Below are 18,788 nucleotides of genomic sequence, written 5' to 3'. Positions count from 1 at the left end.
CCGCCCTTCTCCACGGATGCGCCCATGACTGCCGCCGAACAACCCGCCCCGGCATTGAAGGAGATTTTCAACGCCGAGCGCCTCAAGCACATCGCCACCGAAATGACCGCGATTTACCCGGCATTCGACGCCAAGGCTTTCCTGAAAATGACCAACGATGGCCTCGCCGAATTGTCGATCATGCAGCGCATGGCTCGGGTCAGCGAGTGCCTGCACGCCGTGTTGCCGTTGAGTTATGAAGAATCCCTCGAGGTGCTGCGCGCCCTCGCCCCTCGGCTGAACAGCGGTTTTGTGAGTATTTCGCTGCCGCATTATGTGGCGATGTATGGCGCGCATTCGTTTGAGCAATCGATGGCGGCGCTGAAGTATTTCACGACGTTCGGCTCGTCCGAGTTCGCGATCCGGCATTTCCTGCGCAGCGACCTTGAGCGTTCGCTGGCGCTGATGCTGGAGTGGTCGGGCGATGCCAACGAACACGTCCGGCGCCTCGCCAGCGAAGGCAGTCGCCCGCGTCTGCCGTGGTCGTTTCGGCTGGAGCAGATTCAGGCTGACCCGACGTTGGCGGCGGCGATTCTCGACAACCTCAAGGCTGATGAAAGCCTGTATGTGCGCAAGTCCGTGGCCAATCACCTCAACGACATCACCAAGGATCACCCGGAATGGGTGCTGGATTTGATCGAAGGCTGGTCGCTGGAAAACAGGCACACGGCGTGGATCGCCAAACATGCGCTGCGCAGTTTGATCAAACAGGGCAATCAGCGCGCGCTGGCGGTGATCGGCGCGGGCGGCAAGCCTGAAGTTGAGATTGTCGGAGTGAAGGTTGAGCCGGCGGTGATTCGCCTGGGGCAGAAAATCAGCCTGTCGTTCACGCTGAAATCCATAGTCCCGGACAGTCAGAGATTGGTGATCGACTATGCAATCGATTACGTCAAAGCCAACGGCAGCACTTCCGCGAAGGTGTTCAAGCTCAAAGCACTGACCTTGCCCGGGCACGCCAGCGAGTTTGTCACCCGCAGCCAGCAGATCAAGGAACTGACCACGCGCCGGCATTACGCGGGGCAGCACGCGGTGCACATCATGGTGAATGGCGAGAGGCTGGCAAGCAGCTCATTCGAAATCCTCCCCTAGCCGCCCACCGTAGGAGCAAAGCTTGCTCGCGAAGAACGATGACGCGGTGTATCAGACCGGACGCCATCGCGAGCAAGCTTTGCTCCCACGGCATGACGCATCAGCGTTCACTGCCCAGCAGCAACCCTTGCTCGCGCTCGCACAATTGCGCCACGTAATCCCACAACACGCGCAATCTCACCGATTTATGCAGTTCGCGCCGCGTGCTGATCCAATAACTGCGCAGAATGCTTTCGTCCGGCAACAGCGCCACCAACTGCGGATCCGCACTCGCCATGTAACAAGGCAACACCGCAATGCCCAGCCCCGAGCGCGCAGCCTGGTGCTGGGCGATCACGCTGGTGCTGTGGAACACCACTCGCGGGTTGCGGCAGAAGCTGTTGAGGAACATCAGTTCCTGGCTGAATAGCAAATCGTCGACGTAGCCGATCCACGCATGGCGGCCGAGGTCTTCGCGGCTGAGCAGCGGCGGCGCCTGGTCGAGGTAGGCCTGGCTGGCGTAGAGCGCGAGGCGATAGTCAGTGAGTTTGCGCGTGACCAGCATGTCGGCGGCCGGGCGTTCGAGGTGAATGCTGATTTCCGCTTCGCGGTTGAGGATGCTGACGAAGCGCGGCACCGCCACCAGTTCCACTTCGAGGCCAGGATAACGCTCGAACAACCCGTTCATGCGGCTGGCGAGAAACATGATGCCCAGCCCCTCGGTTACGCCGACGCGGATCTTGCCCAGCGGCGCGGTCGACTGGGTGATTTCCTCTTGCGCCAGCAGCGCGACATTTTCCATTGCTTCGGCATGCTTGAGCAGCGCCTCCCCGGCCGGCGTCAGTTGATAACCCTGCGCGTGCTGGACGAACAGCGCAGTGCCGAGGCTCTTTTCAATCGCCTCGATGTGCCGGGCCACCGTGGCGTGGGTGGTGTTCAAACGGCGGGCGGCCGTGAGCAACCGACCGCTGCGCTGTAACTCGAGAAAAAACCGCAGGTCATTCCAATCGAACATCCGACTTCCTTAGCGCGACAATGCGCGAAAGCAATGTTGTGTGACCGCGATGCTGTCTGAAAACGCACAGCGGCTGCGCAAAAACTAACATTCTTTATACGAAAGCTAACAACTAGGATGAACCCAACAACAAAAACAATCAGAGGTCATGGATGCAGACTTCCCAGGACGAATACGATTACATCGTGGTCGGCGCCGGGCCCGCCGGATGTTTGCTGGCCAATCGATTGTCGGCCAACTCGCAACATCGGGTGCTGCTGCTCGAAGCTGGCGGTCGCGACAACTATCCGTGGATTCATATCCCCGTCGGTTACCTGTTCTGCATCGGCAACCCGCGCACCGATTGGTGCTTCAAGACCGAAGCGCAACCGGGCCTGCAAGGTCGGGCGTTGAGTTATCCGCGCGGCAAAGTGCTCGGCGGCTGTTCTTCGATCAACGGCATGATCTACATGCGCGGCCAGGCCGGCGACTACGATGGCTGGGCCGCCGAGGGCAATCCGGGCTGGGCCTGGCAAGACGTGCTGCCGCTGTTCAAAAAAAGCGAAAACCATTTCGCCGGCGATTCGCAGTTCCACGGCGCTGCCGGCGAATGGCGGATTGAACGCCAGCGGCTGTCATGGCCGGTGCTGGATGCATTTCGCAGCGCTGCCGAGCAAAGCGGCATTGCAAGCATCGATGACTTCAATCAGGGCGATAACGAAGGTTGCGGTTACTTCCAGGTCAACCAGAAATCCGGGATTCGCTGGAACGCCGCCAAGGCTTTTCTCAAACCGATCCGCCATCGTGCCAACCTGACCGTTTTGACCGACGTTGAAGTCGACCGCGTGCTGCTGGAAAACGCCCGCGCCGCTGCGGTGAGCGCACGCTGGCAAGGTCAGGCGAAAACCTTCAAGGCGCGCAAGGAGATCGTTCTGTGCGCCGGCTCGGTGGGTTCGCCAAGCATTTTGCAGCGCTCCGGGATCGGCCCGCGTGCGCTGCTGCAACGCCTCGGCATCGGTGTTGCGCATGAACTGCCGGGGGTCGGCGGCAATTTGCAGGATCACCTGCAACTGCGGCTGATCTACAAACTGGAAAACGCGCGCACGCTGAATCAGATCGCCGGCACCCTGCTGGGCAAGATGGGCATGGGTTTGCGTTATCTGTATGACCGCAGCGGGCCGCTGTCGATGGCGCCGAGTCAGTTGGGCGCGTTTGCCCGCTCGGGCCCGGAGCAGACCTCGGCGAATCTTGAATACCACGTGCAGCCGCTGTCGCTGGAGCGTTTTGGCGAACCGCTGCACGCGTTCCCGGCTTTCACTGCGTCGGTGTGTGATCTGCGCCCGCAAAGCCGTGGACGCATCGAAATCCGCAGCGCTGATCCGCAGGACGCACCGGTGATCCAACCCAATTATCTGAGCCATCCCGAGGATTTGCGCGTGGCGGCGGACGCCATTCGCCTGACACGGCGCATTGTCGCGGCGCCCGCGTTGGCTGCATTCAAACCGGTCGAATATCTACCCGGCGAAAGTTTGCAGAGTGAAGAGCAATTGCATGAAGCAGCGGCGCGAATTGGCACAACGATTTTTCACCCGGTGGGCACCTGCCGGATGGGCAATGATGTTGATGCGGTGGTGGACGCGCAGTTGAAAGTCCACGGGATTCCCGGTTTGCGCATCGCCGATGCGTCGATCATGCCGCGAATCACCTCGGGCAACACATGTTCGCCTACGCTGATGATTGCCGAGAAGGCTGCGCAGATGATGCTTGCCCCCGCGACACGCAGTTCAAACCCTGTAGGAGCGAGGCTTGCCCGCGAAGAACGATAACGCGGGGTGTCAGGCCTGACGCCTTCGCGAGCAAGCTTTGCTCCTACAGGGAACGAAGTACACCGCGCTTTATGGATAAACGCGGCACTGGCCCACAAGGCCGGCGCCGACAGTGGAACAACAAAAACAATCACTGTGAGGGATACCGATATGTCAGAGCACGTTCAACCCCTGGAAGCCACGCGCAGCGCGGGCACCAGCAGCGACACCCGCAAAGTCATCTTCGCCTCGTCCCTGGGGACGGTGTTCGAGTGGTACGACTTTTTCCTCTATGGCGCCCTCGCGGTGGTGATCAGCAAACAGTTTTTTGCCGGGGTCAACGACACCACGGCGTTCATTTTTGCGCTGATGGCGTTTGCCGCCGGTTTCATCGTGCGGCCGTTCGGCGCGTTGGTGTTCGGCCGTTTGGGCGACATGATCGGGCGTAAATACACCTTTCTCGCGACCATTATTCTCATGGGCCTGGCAACGTTTTGCGTAGGCCTGCTACCGACTTACGCGACCATTGGCATCGCCGCGCCGATCATCCTGATCATCCTGCGCATGCTCCAGGGCTTGGCGCTCGGCGGCGAATACGGTGGCGCCGCAACCTACGTCGCCGAACATGCGCCGATGGGCAAACGCGGTTTCCATACCAGTTGGATTCAGTCGACCGCGACCCTCGGTTTGCTGCTGTCGCTGCTGGTAGTGCTCGGTTGCCGTTACTTCACCGGCGACCAGTTTGAAGTCTGGGGCTGGCGCATTCCGTTCCTGTTTTCCATCGTGCTGCTGGGCATTTCCACCTGGATTCGCCTGAGCCTGCACGAGTCGCCGGCCTTCGTGAAAATGAAGGACGAAGGCAAGCTGTGCAAACAACCGCTGCGCGATTCGTTCGGCAAGTGGGAAAACCTCAAAGTCGTATTGATTGCGCTGTTCAGCATCAACGCCGGGCAAGCGGTCACCTTCTACGCGGCGCAGTTTTACGTGCTGTTCTTCCTCACGCAATTCCTGCGGATGGACCCGGCGCTGGCCAACAGTCTGCTGATAGTCAGCGTGATTATCGGCGCGCCGTTCTTCATCTTTTTCGGCTGGCTGTCGGACAAGGTCGGGCGCAAACCGGTGCTGATGATCGGCCTGCTGCTGGCAACCGCGCTGTACTTCCCGATCTTCAAAACCCTGGCGCATTACGCCAACCCGGCGATCGATCAGGCCAGCCAACAGGCGCCGATCACCGTGCTCGCGGACCCGGCGACGTGCACCTTCCAGTTCGACCCGGTGGGCAAGGCGAAATTTGATAGCCCGTGCGACAAGGTCAAGACCTTCCTGGTTAAGCAAGGCCTGCCTTACACCAGCGCCGCCGCTCCGGCCGGTGCGGGGGTGCAGGTCAGCGTCGGCGACGTGAAAATTGACGGTTACGACGAAGCGGCAATGCGCGGCGCGGTGACGCTGGCCGGTTATCCGTCGCAGGCTGATACGCAGCAGATCAACAAACCGATGATCGTCGCGCTGATTGTGGCGCTGATCATTATTTCCGCCATGTGCTACGGCCCGCTGGCGGCGCTGATGGTCGAACTGTTCCCGACGCGCATCCGCTACACCTCGATGTCCCTGCCCTACCACATCGGCAATGGCTGGTTTGGCGGCTTCCTGCCAACCGTGTCGTTTGCGCTGGTGGTCTACACCGGCGATATCTTTTATGGCTTGTGGTACCCGGTGGTGATCACCGGTGTGAGTCTGGTGGTGGGCATGATCTTTTTGCGCGAGACGAAAAACGTCGACCTCGACAAAAACTGATCCGAAGATCACGCCCCTGTAGCAGCTCGTTCACCCTGTAGCAGCTGCCGAGGCACGAGGCTGCGTTCGGCTGCGAAGCAGTCGTGAAATCAGGCACCGCGGTGTTTCAGGAACACCGCGTGCTCAGGTCCTGCGACTGCTGCGCAGCCGAACGCAGCCTCGTGCCTCGGCAGCTGCTACAAAGACTCGCGACAGGTTAAGCTCGATGCACATTCAGTGAAATCAGGCACCGCGGTGGTTCAGGCACACCGTGTGCTCAGGTCCTGCGACTGCTGCGCAGCCGAACGCAGCCTCGTGCCTCGGCAGCTGCTACAAAGGCTCGCGACAGGTTAAGCTCGATGTACATCCAGTGAAATCAGGCACCGCGGTGTTTCAGGAACACCGCGTGCTCAGGTCCTGCGACTGCTACGCAGCCGAACGCAGCCTCGTGCCTCGGCAGCTGCTACAAAGACTCGCGACAGGTTAAGCTCGATGCACATTTCAGCCCCGCCAATCAAACGACCGAGGCCCCATGATCATTTCCTCCGCATCCGATTACCGCGAGGCCGCACGGCGCAAACTTCCGCGATTCCTCTTCGATTACATCGACGGCGGCGCCTATGCCGAGCACACGCTGCGCGCCAACAGCGCCGACCTGACCAGCATCAGCCTGCGTCAACGCATTCTGAAAAACGTCGAAACCCTGAGCCTGGAAACCACCCTCTTCAACCAGCCGCTGGCCATGCCGATCATCCTCGCGCCGGTCGGCCTCACGGGCATGTTCGCCCGCCGAGGTGAAGTGCAAGCGGTGCGCGCGGCGCAAAACAAAGGCATTCCGCTGTGCCTGTCGACAGTGTCGGTGTGTTCCATCGAGGAAGTCACCGCGCAGAGCCAACAGGCAATCTGGTTTCAACTGTACGTGTTGAAAGACCGCGGCTTCATGCGCAATGCCCTGGAGCGAGCCAAGGCTGCCGGGGTGAAAAACCTCGTGTTCACCGTCGACATGCCAACTCCCGGCGCCCGTTACCGCGATGCGCATTCGGGCATGTCGGGGCCGTTCGCGTCGTCGCGACGAATGCTCCAGGCGATGACCAGACCGGACTGGGCGTTCAATGTCGGCCTGATGGGCCGGCCGCACGACTTGGGCAATATTTCGGCGTACCTCGGCAAAGCCGTGACGCTGGAAGACTACATGGGCTGGCTGGCGAACAACTTTGACCCGTCGATCAGTTGGAGCGATCTGGAGTGGATTCGCGACTTCTGGCAAGGCCCGATGATCATCAAGGGCATTCTCGATCCGCAGGACGCCAAGGACGCTGTGACCTTCGGCGCCGACGGCATTGTTGTGTCAAACCACGGCGGCCGGCAGTTGGACGGAGTGCTGTCGACGACCAAGGCTTTGCCGCCAATCATGCAGGCGATTGGCGATGATTTGACCGTGCTGGTGGATTCCGGGATTCGCTCGGGACTGGACGTCGTGCGCATGTTGGCGCTGGGCGCGAAAGGCGTGTTGCTCGGGCGTTCGATGGCCTACGCGCTGGCGGCGGACGGTCAACGCGGGGTGGAAAACATGCTGGATATTTTCGCCAGGGAAATGCGCGTGGCGATGACATTGACCGGGGTGACCTCGATTGCCGAAATCAACGAATCGACACTGGTAAGCGCTGCCCCCATCCCCTAAGTCAAACAGATCCCCCTGTGGCGAGGGGGCTCGCCCCCGTTGGGCTGCGCAGCGGCCCCGCTTTTATGGGACTACTGCAAAATCCAACGGGGGCAAGCCCCCTCGCCACAAGTTACTCGGCGCTTGATGAATTTTCGGTCACTTCACCAAACCAACGAATCGACACTGGTAAGCGCTGCCCCCATCTCCTAAGTCAAACAGATCCCCCTGTGGCGAGGGGGCTCGCCCCCGTTGGGCTGCGCAGCGGCCCCGCGTTTATGGGACTGCTGCGCACTCCAACGGGGGCAAGCCCCCTCGCCACAAGTTACTCGGCGCTTGATGAATTTTCGGTCACTTCACCAATCGCTTTTCCTTCGAAGGCCGATAGCCGAAATACGAGCTGTAGCATTTGCTGAAATGGCTCGGTGAAACAAACCCGCACGCCACCAGCACATCCACCTGCGACAACTCGGTGTGCTGCAGCAAGCGCCGCGCTTCAGTGATGCGCAATTCCAGGTAATAGCGCTGCGGCGTGGTGCCCAATTGCTCCTTGAACAGCCGCTCGAGTTGCCGCCGCGAACGCCCGGCATACACCGCCAGCTGCTCCAGCTCCAGCGGCTCCTCAAGGTTGGCGTCCATCAACTTGACCACCTCACGCAGCGGCGCGCTCAAGCAGATATTTTCCGTCGGTTTGATCCGCCGATATCGCGACTCCTCGAACGCCAGAATGTCCTCGATGCCCTCGACCAATGCCTTATCGTGCAATCCCTTGATCCAGTCCAGCGCCATGTGAAACGCCCCGGACGGACTCGACGCCGTGAGCCGGTCGCGATCAATCACGTAAGGCTCGCTGCTGACCTGTGTAACCTTGCAGAACTCCGCCAGCGCCGGGCGATGTTCCGGGTGAATTGCGCAGCGATAACCATCGAGCAGCCCGGCACGCCCGAGAAACCACGCGCCATTCCACAAACCGGCCAGGCTGACACCCAGTTCGGCGGCGGCTCTGAGCACATGAATGAGGTCTTCTGAGGCCTTCAACTCAGTCCGGTAACCGCCACAAATCACCAGCAAGTCCAGGCTCTTGATCACCGCACAATCAAGGCGCGCATCCGGGCGAATCACCAGCCCGAGGTCGCTGACCACTTCACCGTCCTGCAAGCCGAATGTCTGCGAAGCGAACGACTCGGCGCGCAGCAGATTGGCGGTGACAATCGTGTCCAGCGCCTGGGTAAACGCCGGCAGGGAAAAATGCTCCAGCAGCAAAAAACCGGCGCGAACGGTTCGGCTCGCCGCGCCAGGCTGCTCATTCAGGTAGCGAAGGTTTTTACCTTTCATGCCTCCGCTGAATTGCCGTCGTTCGATCAATGCTCGCCCACTCGGTTGCGTTAACGAGCACGTAGTTTGCGGGGTTTGCGCGGTGTTCTGCCAGCGGCGAATCAAAGTGTTTTTTCGCTGCAGCGAAGCCCGGCTGAAACCCTGCTCACAAAAGGCTTCCACCGACTCGGCATACCCGACCCTGCTGGAACTGCTCAACGCCGGGAAGGCTCTCAATCGACGTTGTCGAGAATCTCGAATTTCACGACGTCGGGGTAGAACGCCACGTAGCCTCGAATCTGCTCGACCGAGACTTTCGGGTCTTCGTAGCTCCACACCGCGTTGGCGCCTTCATGCCCCGGAATCTGCAGGCTGAAATAACTGGCGTCGCCCTTGTACGGGCAATAACTGGTGTGGTCGGTGCGCGCGTAATACTTTTCGTCGATGTCTTCGCGCGGGATGTAATACACCGGCGGATAGTTGGCCTCCAGCAACACCAACGCCCGGGCGGACGCGGCCACTTGAATACCGTGGAATTTCACCAACAGGCAGCCGGGTTGCTCGGCGATGGTGATGACAGGGCTGGGACCGGTGCTTTTCATGGACGACGTTCCTCCTGACGCTGATAAACCTGTGGGAGCAAGGCTTGCCCGCGATGGCGGCGCGCCGGGCACACCGCGTTTTGCTTGATCGCGAGCAAGCTTTGCGCCTACAGACGGGTAGGCGAAGCGGCCCCAAAACCTGAGACCACGATCTTTCAGGTATAACCCAACTTTCGCCTCGACGACGGCTGCGCAGCCGAACGGAGCGCCGCAACAAACGCCTCAACCATCGGTGGAACGCGTCACAGCCTCCCACGCGTCAATCTCCTGCGCCATGCTCGCCAACCGCTCGCGCACCAGTTTCAACGCGTCGCTGCCCAGCAGCAGATGCGCCGGCGGTGCGTCGCTGGCAATCAGGCTCAGCATGGCGCGAGCGGCTTTGAGTGGATCGCCCAATTGCTGACCACTTTTGGCCTGACGCGCAGCTCTGATCGGACCGAAACTGGCGTCATAGTCGGCAATGCTGCGCTCGGAGCGACGCATCGAGCGCCCCGCCCAATCGGTGCGAAAAGAGCCCGGCGCGACGGCCGTGACGGCGATGCCAAACGGTTTGAGCTCCTTGCTCAACGTGTCGGAAATACCTTCCAGGGCGAATTTGCTGCCGCAGTAGTAAGCGATGCCGGGCATCGTGATGAAACCGCCCATCGAGGTGATGTTGATGATGTGCCCGGCGCGGCGCTGGCGGAAGAACGGCACAAACGCCTTGGTCACCGCGACGGCGCCGAACACATTGACATCAAACTGCTGACGCATCTCCTCCAGCGCAGACTCTTCGAACACGCCTTCATGGCCGTAACCGGCGTTGTTCACCAGCACGTCCACCGGACCGAGGCTGTTTTCGACCTCAGCGACCAGCGCGTCGATGGCGCTGAAATCGGTGACATCCAGGCAACGTGCAAACGCCTGTCCGCCAGGGTGTTGTTCGAACTCGGCGCGCGCCGTTTCGCTGCGCACGGTGCCGATAACACGGTGACCGGCGGCCAGTGCTTCATCGGCCAGCGCGCGGCCAAAACCGCTGCTGACACCGGTGATAAAAAGAGTTTTATGAACAGTCATGATCAGGTTCCGCCGCGGGTTGTGGAGATGTCGACCATGCTAAGCAGGCAATCGCGGCGGTTGAACGCCGATTGTTGTGAGTGTTTTGCCTAATCCTATGAGGCGATTGATTTGCCGCGCGCGGGGGTTCACATTCAGCCCATTGTTATCAAACAGGACCGACAGGTGAGCGCGTCAGCGATTGCTCAAAACGATGAACAGCAGCAGATGGTCGCGCTGCTGACGAAACTCGCGCCGGATGAGGGCTACAACCTCACGGCGCTGGCCGATGTGCGTTTGCTGCGCTCCAACCGGGCGCTGCAACGCACGCCAGTGCTTTACGATCCGGGCATCGTCATCGTCTGCCAGGGCCGCAAAATCGGCTATTGGGGCGAGGCGATTTATCGCTACGACGCCCAGCATTACCTGGCGGTTGCGGTGCCCGTGCCGTTCACCATGGAAACCGACGCGAGTGCCGAAGAACCGTTGCTGGCGATCTATCTTCATCTGGATTTCAACCTCGCCGCCGAGCTGATGTTGCAGATCGATGACTCGCTGCAACTCGATGACGTTCTGCAATTCGCCGACCCGCCGAGCGCCGAGCCCAAAGGTATGTTCGCCTCGCCGATGGAGCCGCGTTTGCGCCAATCGGTGCTGCGCCTGCTCGAAGCCCTCGACTCGCCGCTGGACGGCCGTTTGCTGGGGCCGGCGCTGGTGCGCGAAATCTATTACCGGATTCTCACTGGCGCGCAGGGTGGCTCGATGCGCGCCGCCCTCGCCGCTCGCGGGCAGTTCGGGCGCATCTCCCGGGCGTTGCGCACAATCCATGGCAGCCTCGGTGAACGGCTCGACGTCGAACAGCTGGCTGCGCAAGCCAACATGAGCGTGCCGACCTTTCACGCGCATTTCAAAGCGGTGACGCAGACCTCGCCGATGCAGTATTTGAAGTCGACGCGTCTGCATCAGGCGCGGCTGTTGATGGCGCGCAATGGCTACAGCGTGGCGCGGGCGGCGTCGCACGTCGGCTATGAAAGTGGCTCGCAGTTCAGCCGTGAATTCAAAAGGCTGTTCGGGCGCACACCGACCGCTGAGGTGGCGCGGATGAAAGGTGCCTTCGCATTGCCGCCGCCGCTGCACGACTCGGTATTCGTGTCCTCGCACTAAATCTTGTAGGAGTGAGCTTGCTCGCGAAAGCGCAGTGTCAGCCGCTTGCTCTTTTGAATTTGAAACCGCCATCGCGAGCAAGCTCGCTCCCACATTGGCTCGGGGGGTGAGCGCAATATCTTGTTATCACTGAAAACCTTTTATCTGTATATCCATACAGATAAAGGTTGCCCCATTCACAATCCCTGCGCATTCTGTGCACTTCTTCAAACCGACTCGAACGATGGTGGTTATGCAGCTGTACCTCTGTGAAAAACCTTCCCAGGCCAAAGACATCGCAGCAGTGCTCGGCGCCAAGCGTCGGGGCGACGGTTGCTGGCTGGGAACGAACGTCACGGTGACCTGGTGCATCGGCCATCTGCTCGAAACCGCGCCGCCGGACGCCTATGACGCGCGCTACAAACGCTGGGTGCTGGCCGACCTGCCGATCATCCCCGACAAATGGAAGATGACCGTCAAACCGCGTACCGCCAGCCAATACAAAGCGGTCAAACGCCTGCTCGGCGAAGCCACCGAACTGGTGATTGCCACCGACGCCGACCGTGAGGGCGAGATGATCGCCCGGGAACTGGTCGAGCATTGCCGCTATCGCGGGCCGATCCGCCGCTTGTGGCTGTCGGCACTCGACGACGCTTCGATCCGCAAGGCACTGGCGGCGCTCAAACCCGGCGCCGACACCTTCAGCCTCTATCACTCGGCACTGGGCCGCTCCCGCGCCGATTGGCTGATCGGGATGAACATGAGCCGCCTCTTCACCCTGCTCGGCCGCCAATCGGGCTATCAAGGCGTGTTGCCCGTCGGTCGCGTGCAAACGCCGACATTGCGGCTGGTGGTCGATCGGGATCGCAGTATCGCTGACTTTGTCCCCGTCGCGTATTGGGCGATCGACGTGCAACTGCTCCACGATGGCACGCCGTTCACCGCGCAATGGCGCGCCGCTTCAGACGTTTGCGACGATCAGGACCGCTGCCTGAATCAGCCGTTGGCGCAACAAGCGGCAGCGGCGATGAGCAACGCGAGCAGCGCCCGCCTGCTGAAACTGCGCACCGAGCGCATGCGCGAAATCGCCCCGCTGCCGTTCGACCTCGGCACCTTGCAGGAAGTCTGCTCGAAGAAGCTCGGCCTAGGCGCCCAGGAAACCCTCGACATCGCCCAGGCGCTCTACGAAACTCACAAAGTCATCACCTACCCACGCAGCGATTGCGGTTACCTGCCGCTGAGCCAGCACAGCGAAGCACCGGGCATCCTCGCCGCGCTGCGCCAGGCCGATCCGAGCCTGAACGCCCTGAACGATTTCCTCCAGCCGCAGCGACGTTCGCGGGCCTGGAACGACGCCAAGGTCAGCGCCCACCACGGCATCATCCCCACTGCAGCGGCGAAAAACCTCGAGCGGCTGATGGGCAAGCAACGGGCGGTCTACACGTTGATACGTGCCCGTTATCTGGCGCAGTTCCTGCCCAACCACGAATACGATCGTACTCAAGCCGACTTCAACTGTGCCGGCGAAGCGTTGCGCGCCGTGGGCAAACAAATCGTCGAGCCGGGTTGGAAACGTGCCTTGCCCGAAGCGCTTGCTCCGGCCAAGGGACGCGAGGCGCCGGCCCCGCAAACCCTGCCGGCACTCGCCGAAGGCTGCGATTACGCGGTGGACGAGGTCAGGCTCAAAGACCTCTGGACCCAACCACCCAAGCCGTTCACCGAGGGCGACCTGATCAAGGCAATGAAGAACGTCGCCAAACTGGTGGAAGACCCGCTGCTCAAGCAGAAACTCAAGGACACCACCGGCATCGGCACTGAAGCGACCCGCGCCTCGATCATTCAGGGCCTGCTCGACCGCGGTTATCTGGTGAAAAACGGCAAGGCGCTGGCGGCCACGCCGGCGGCGTTCAGCCTGATCGACGCAGTGCCGCGGGCGATTGCCGACCCCGGCACCACGGCCATTTGGGAGCAGGCACTGGACATGGTGCAAAGCGGCGAGATGAGCCTCGAAGAATTTGTCACCAAACAAGCCGCGTGGATGAGCAAGCAAGTCGCCCGATGCTCCGGCCTGAGCATGACCATCAGCGGCCCGGCCAGCCCGGCCGGTCGCGGCGCCGCCCCGTGGAAGAAAAAACGCAAAACTGCCCCGCGCAAAGCTGCGACCGGGACTAAACGCGCCGCCAAACCGGCGAGCAAGGCTTAAGGGCACTTCGGCCAGCGCCCAATGGTCTAGTGTTGCTCAAGCCCAGGCGCTCACCGCACTTTCAGAAAAGGCATCGACCATGATCATCGTTCATCACCTGAATAACTCCCGCTCCCAACGCATTCTCTGGTTGCTGGAAGAATTGGCCATCCCCTACGAACTCAAACTCTATCAGCGCGACCCGAAGACCAATCTGGCACCGCCAGAATTGAAAGCGATCAATGCCTTGGGCAAATCGCCGGTCATCGAGGACGGCGCGCAAAAGCTGATCGAGTCCGCCGCCATCATCGACTACCTGATTCGCCGCCACGGTGGCGGTCGTCTGCAACCGGATCCGTCCACCCCGGCTTACGATCTATACGTGCAATGGCTGCACTTCGCCGAAGGTTCGGCGATGCTGCCGCTGATGCTCAACCTGTACGTCGGCAAACTCGGTGAAGCCGGGGCGCCGCTGCACCCACGGATCAACTCGGAAGTGGCCAACTACCTGAGCTACCTCGACAGCGCGTTGAGCCAATCCGACTATCTGTTGGGCGACGAATTCAGCGCCGCTGACATTCAGATGAGCTTTATTGGCGAGATCGCCCGGGCTCAAGGCAAGTTGCGCGACTACCCGCACGTTGCGGCTTGGGTCGATCGCTTCCAGGCCCGCCCGGCTTACGCCGCTGCACTGAAAACCGGTGGCAAGTACGACTTCGCGCCCCACTGAGCACACATGCCCGGGCCAGCAATGGCCCGGAACATCAGGAGCCAGCCATGTCGTCAATAGAACTGCACGCCGCTCAGCGTGACGAAGTGGCAACGATTGAAAACATGATGCAGTTCTACCTGCACGACTTCAGCGAATGGCTGCCGCTGAAGCTGGGCGAACAGGGTTTGTTCAACTTCCAGATAAAACCGGGTTACTGGCGCAACCCGGCAACCCGCCCGTTTCTGATCAAGGTTGACGGCGAACTCGGCGGTTTTGTTGTCGTGGACGCAGACACTCATGTCCCCGGCGCCGAGCACAACATCGGTTATTTCTTTGTCAGTCGGCGCTTTCGTGGCCAAGGTGTCGCGAAATTTGTCGTCTCTGCCCTCTTGAGCCAAATCCCCGGTCAATGGCAAATTTTCCACATCGACGCCAACCAGCCTGCACGGCGGTTCTGGGCGCGTTTGATCCCTGCTTTCACCGAGGGAAACTTCACCACGCAGCCACTGAACCTAGACGGCTATCCGTGCACGCTCTACCGCCTCGAAAGCTCGCCCCAGCAGCCTGTTAGGCGCCCTCTCTAATTCCAAAAGCACTTTGTCCGACAATATGTAGTGACCAAAAATAATCACTACATAACCGTTGACGTCTTCGATTTGCCCTTGCATGATGCAGACGTCTCCCCGATCGGGAGTACAGGCAACATGTTTGAGCAAGCTCGTCTGACCGCCGAGCTGTTATTCCCGGATACACGCTGCCCACAAGGCAGATTGAAGAAGCTGACCTGGCCCGAACGTCCAGTACAAGGACGAGAAGCGCTGGCGAAACGTTCTCATGAAGCTTGTGGCCGACCCTTGAAACGTCGGCAGTGGCCTCCAGTTTTTCGCCGCTTCTCTTCGTTGTGACGCTATTGCGTAGCAGTTATTCAACACGACTACATGCAGCAGACGCGGGACCCCGTCAATTTGGCGGCTGACCGCTGACGTCCTGGTTTCGGTGCCAGGGATCAACTAACCGATGGGCTACTTGTATTAGCGAATCAACTTTGAAAGATCACCAAATGGTCAAGGGGCTTAATTATGAATCTGAACAATCAACCGACTATCGATGAACTGGCGCGTATGTTCGCTGAACAAAAAGACAGCCACGACAGCCATATTCTGTGGATCAGCAAGTCCGGCCAGGTGCACATGGACTGCCTGTCGCCGCATACCCACGAAGAAGAGTTCGACAAGAACAACCAGAACCTGCTGGCCCGCCTGAAGATGTACCGTCGCGGCCAAGGTTACGTCGGCAAGAAAGCCGCGGCCGACAAGGACTTCATCGGCAATGTTCTGCAAACTTTGAAACAAGCGTGGGCATCGATGCAGAACCAGAACGAAGTTCGGGTGATTGATCGGTTCTACTGATCAAGATTGAAAAAAAGGGCCTGCTTCCTTCCTGGAACAGGCCCTTTTTATTGCCCAAAAATCACGCCATCCCCCTGTAGGAGTGAGCCTGCTCGCGATCGCGGCGGTCAGTCAGCAATGATGTTGAATATGAACGCCTCATCGCGAGCAGGCTCACTCCTATATTAGTTGCGTGGTGACAACACCATCCTCACAAACGCCAGCAAGCTGCTCACCGAATTCACCTCGATCACCACGTTGGGCGTGATCCCTTGCTCGCGGAAATACTCCAAAGTCCCACGGGACAGGTCCTTGCGGCACAACCTCCATCTATAGGCTGTGCTTATGCGCGGCATTGCTTATCGGTCTTGGACGCTATGGATCAATCAACCGAAGATTGCTCCACACCCAGCGACACACCCATCCGATAGGAGTCACACCATGCAACAGTCCCACGCTTACAACGACCAGAGTCTGGCCCTGACCACTTCGATTCTCGATGCCAAGGCACGCAAGAATCTCTCATGGCAGGACCTGGCTGACGGCACCGGGCTGAGCCTGGCCTACGTCACCGCTGCCCTGCTCGGCCAGCATCCATTGCCGGAAGCGGCAGCCAAAGTGGTCGGCGATAAACTTGAGCTGGACGCGGACAGCGTCGCTCGCCTGCAGATCATCCCGCTGCGCGGCAGCCTCGCGGGTGTGCCGACCGACCCGACCATCTACCGCTTCCACGAAATGATCCAGATCTACGGCACCACGCTCAAGGCGCTGGTTCATGAGCAATTCGGCGACGGCATCATCAGCGCGATCAACTTCAAACTCGACATGAAAAAAGTCGAAGACCCGGAGGGCGGCTCCCGCGCGGTGATTACCCTCGACGGCAAATTCCTGCCACTGCGTCCTTTCTAAACGGCGGCCGGCCCGCACATCGAGTGCGGGCCTCGACCCACCGAATGAACACCCCATTTATAAGGAAGCACCCATGAAAGCGCTCATCGACGGTTTCTTGAAATTTCAAAAAGACGCGTTTCCGCAACGCACCGACCTGTTCAAACACCTGGCAACCACCCAGCACCCCGGCACCTTGTTCATCACCTGTTCAGACAGCCGCGTGGTCCCGGAACTGTTGACCCAGCAAGAGCCCGGCGAGCTGTTCGTGATCCGCAATGCCGGCAACATCGTGCCGTCGTACAGCCCGCACCCGGGCGGCGTTTCGGCCACGGTGGAATACGCGGTCGCGGTGTTGGGCGTGACCGACATTGTGATTTGCGGCCATTCCGATTGCGGGGCCATGACCGCCGTCGCTTCGTGCAAATGCATGGATCACCTGCCAGCGGTCAGCGGCTGGTTGCAACATGCGGAGTCGGCCAAGGTCATCAACGAATCGCGGCCGCATGCCGATCAAGCGGCGAAGGTCAGCTCGATGGTGCGCGAAAACGTGATCGCGCAACTGGCGAATATCCAGACTCACCCGAGCGTGCGCCTGGCCCAGGAAAAAGGTCAGTTGAACCTGCACGGCTGGGTGTACGACATCGAGACCGGTTCAATCGATGCGCTGGACGCCGCCAGCCGCGACTTTGTCTCGTTGGTCGAGCACCCGACTACTTGCGCGGTTTACGCAAAAACGCCGCAAGTGGCCTGAGCCTCTCACTGGCCTGAGCCAGGAATCACAGCCACGCGCCAACTACCTTTTTCACCTTCAGCAACCCTTGGCGCAGGGTGACCATATCCACCGAACCGAGCGCCAGGCGAATCGCGTGCGGCACGTGCACCGAGGTCGCAAACGGTTCGGCGGTCGACACCGACACCTGCTCTTGCAACAACGCCATGACGATCTGATCCGCCCTTGCCTCCTCCGACAAGGGCAGCCAGACAAAATACGACGACGGATGGCGGATGATGTGCAACCCGGCCAGCAACTCATCGACCAACGCCTGCCGCGCCTGCGCATCGGCGCGTTTTTGCGCTTCGAGCAAATGCACGGTTCCGTCATCCAGCCAACCGGTAGCAATCGCCGTCATTACGCCAGGGGTGTTCCAGGTGGTTGCGCGAATCGTTCGTTCCAGCGCCGCGACTTTTGCCAGCGGCGCCGCGACAAACCCGACGCGCAACCCGGTGGCGATACTCTTGGATAATCCGCAAACGTACACCGTGCGTTCCGGGGCCAATTCGGCCAGCGGTGGCGGCGGCGCTTCAGCGAGAAACGCATACGCCGCGTCTTCGATGATCAGCAAATCATGCTGGCGCGCAATCGCCACCAGTTGCTCGCGCTGCTCCAGCGCCATCACCCAACCCAGCGGATTGTGCAAGGTCGGCATGCTGTATACGGCACGCACCGAACGGCTGCGACAAAGTTTATCCAGCGCGGCGAGGTCCGGCCCGCTGTCGCTGACCGGGATCGCCACCACTTCCAGATGCAGGGTTTCGGCCAATACCTTGAAACCCGGATAGGTCAACGCGTCGGCAGCGATCACGTCGCCGGGCTGCAGCAGCGCCATCATGGTCACCGCCAAACCGTGCTGGGCACCGCTGACGATCAACACCTGTTCGGCCTCGACGTGCAAGCCGCGCGTGTGCAGATGCCGCGCCACCGAGGCGCGATCCTGCAAGCGCCCGGCATGCGGCTGGTAACGTAAATGCGCTTCGAGGTCGCCGGACAACGCCAACTGACGCAACGCCGTGCGCAATAGCTCAGCCTGACCGGGCAGCGCCGGGTAGTTGAAATTGAGGTCGATCATGCCCGCTACCACGCTCGGTTGATGCACGCCCAACCCGTGCGGCAGCGAAGTTTCGCGGACAAACGTGCCGCGCCCGGTTTCGCCACTGACCAGGCCCATCGCCTCCAATTCGCTGTAGACCCGACTCGCCGTGACCAGCGCCAGGCCCTCGCTCGCGGCGAGTTGACGGTGCGTCGGCAAGCGCGTGCCGGGCAGCAATTGGCCCGAGCGAATGTCCGCAGCAAAGCTATCGACCAACGACTTGTAGCGGGAACGTGCCATCGCCAATGTATCCATGACAATTTTTTGATTGTGCTGATCTTCAGTCATAGGATGCGCTGAAAGCAACCCGCCGC

Annotated in this window: 16 protein-coding genes; 11 read left to right on the top strand and 5 right to left on the bottom strand. The window is 60.4% G+C overall.

The window, feature by feature from the left end:
* The first annotated feature begins 24 nt into the window (after positions 1-24).
* Positions 25-1,128: a DNA alkylation repair protein gene (locus BLU01_RS25110; RefSeq protein ID WP_092280546.1), complete on the top strand. Its 1,104-nt coding sequence runs from the start codon at positions 25-27 to the stop codon at positions 1,126-1,128.
* A gap of 100 nt (positions 1,129-1,228) precedes the next feature.
* On the opposite strand, the gene BLU01_RS25105 is transcribed toward BLU01_RS25110, so the two are convergent.
* The gene (locus BLU01_RS25105; protein ID WP_092280544.1) at positions 1,229-2,122 is read right to left on the bottom strand and encodes a LysR family transcriptional regulator; all 894 of its coding nucleotides are present in this window, start codon (positions 2,120-2,122) and stop codon (positions 1,229-1,231) included.
* 152 nt (positions 2,123-2,274) lie between these two features.
* Between BLU01_RS25105 and BLU01_RS25100 the strand changes: the two genes are divergently transcribed.
* From BLU01_RS25100 to lldD, 3 genes are all read left to right on the top strand, one after another.
* The gene (locus BLU01_RS25100) at positions 2,275-3,927 is read left to right on the top strand and encodes a GMC family oxidoreductase (protein WP_092280542.1); all 1,653 of its coding nucleotides are present in this window, start codon (positions 2,275-2,277) and stop codon (positions 3,925-3,927) included.
* 150 nt (positions 3,928-4,077) lie between these two features.
* Complete coding sequence (locus BLU01_RS25095; protein WP_092280540.1) at positions 4,078-5,700, top strand: MFS transporter; 1,623 nt, start codon at positions 4,078-4,080, stop codon at positions 5,698-5,700.
* A 511-nt stretch (positions 5,701-6,211) separates the two neighbouring features.
* A complete protein-coding gene (gene lldD / locus BLU01_RS25090) occupies positions 6,212-7,360 on the top strand; it encodes an FMN-dependent L-lactate dehydrogenase LldD (RefSeq protein ID WP_092280538.1) in 1,149 nt (382 codons plus the stop codon).
* Positions 7,361-7,690: 330 nt separating this feature from the next.
* Here the strand turns inward: lldD and BLU01_RS25085 are convergent, their stop codons facing one another.
* The 3 genes from BLU01_RS25085 to BLU01_RS25075 form a co-directional block, all read right to left on the bottom strand.
* Positions 7,691-8,674: a GlxA family transcriptional regulator gene (locus tag BLU01_RS25085; RefSeq protein ID WP_092280536.1), complete on the bottom strand. Its 984-nt coding sequence runs from the start codon at positions 8,672-8,674 to the stop codon at positions 7,691-7,693.
* Between the two features lie 212 nt (positions 8,675-8,886).
* The gene (locus tag BLU01_RS25080; protein WP_092280534.1) at positions 8,887-9,255 is read right to left on the bottom strand and encodes a DUF427 domain-containing protein; all 369 of its coding nucleotides are present in this window, start codon (positions 9,253-9,255) and stop codon (positions 8,887-8,889) included.
* Positions 9,256-9,477: 222 nt separating this feature from the next.
* A complete protein-coding gene (locus BLU01_RS25075) occupies positions 9,478-10,311 on the bottom strand; it encodes an oxidoreductase (RefSeq protein WP_092280532.1) in 834 nt (277 codons plus the stop codon).
* A gap of 207 nt (positions 10,312-10,518) precedes the next feature.
* Here BLU01_RS25075 and BLU01_RS25070 point away from each other — a divergent pair, with 207 nt between their 5' ends.
* From BLU01_RS25070 to BLU01_RS25040, 7 genes are all read left to right on the top strand, one after another.
* Positions 10,519-11,454: an AraC family transcriptional regulator gene (locus tag BLU01_RS25070; RefSeq protein WP_092281741.1), complete on the top strand. Its 936-nt coding sequence runs from the start codon at positions 10,519-10,521 to the stop codon at positions 11,452-11,454.
* A gap of 232 nt (positions 11,455-11,686) precedes the next feature.
* Positions 11,687-13,636, top strand: coding sequence for a DNA topoisomerase III (locus BLU01_RS25065; RefSeq protein ID WP_092280530.1), 1,950 nt, complete (start codon positions 11,687-11,689; stop codon positions 13,634-13,636).
* A gap of 79 nt (positions 13,637-13,715) precedes the next feature.
* Positions 13,716-14,345, top strand: a complete 630-nt coding sequence (locus BLU01_RS25060) for a glutathione S-transferase family protein (RefSeq protein WP_092280528.1) — start codon at positions 13,716-13,718, stop codon at positions 14,343-14,345.
* A 47-nt stretch (positions 14,346-14,392) separates the two neighbouring features.
* Positions 14,393-14,911, top strand: coding sequence for a GNAT family N-acetyltransferase (locus tag BLU01_RS25055; RefSeq protein ID WP_149087019.1), 519 nt, complete (start codon positions 14,393-14,395; stop codon positions 14,909-14,911).
* Positions 14,912-15,406: 495 nt separating this feature from the next.
* Positions 15,407-15,736: a hypothetical protein gene (locus BLU01_RS25050; RefSeq protein ID WP_092280526.1), complete on the top strand. Its 330-nt coding sequence runs from the start codon at positions 15,407-15,409 to the stop codon at positions 15,734-15,736.
* A gap of 420 nt (positions 15,737-16,156) precedes the next feature.
* Positions 16,157-16,624: a cyanase gene (gene cynS, locus BLU01_RS25045; RefSeq protein WP_092280524.1), complete on the top strand. Its 468-nt coding sequence runs from the start codon at positions 16,157-16,159 to the stop codon at positions 16,622-16,624.
* Between the two features lie 73 nt (positions 16,625-16,697).
* Complete coding sequence (locus BLU01_RS25040; protein ID WP_092280522.1) at positions 16,698-17,357, top strand: carbonic anhydrase; 660 nt, start codon at positions 16,698-16,700, stop codon at positions 17,355-17,357.
* Between the two features lie 25 nt (positions 17,358-17,382).
* On the opposite strand, the gene BLU01_RS25035 is transcribed toward BLU01_RS25040, so the two are convergent.
* Positions 17,383-18,714, bottom strand: a complete 1,332-nt coding sequence (locus tag BLU01_RS25035; protein ID WP_092281739.1) for an aminotransferase-like domain-containing protein — start codon at positions 18,712-18,714, stop codon at positions 17,383-17,385.
* Positions 18,715-18,788: the final 74 nt, after the last annotated feature.

This window comes from Pseudomonas prosekii (genome assembly GCF_900105155.1).
In the GTDB taxonomy this organism is placed as follows: domain Bacteria; phylum Pseudomonadota; class Gammaproteobacteria; order Pseudomonadales; family Pseudomonadaceae; genus Aquipseudomonas; species Aquipseudomonas prosekii.
This window is presented reverse-complemented; position numbering and strand designations above follow the sequence as displayed.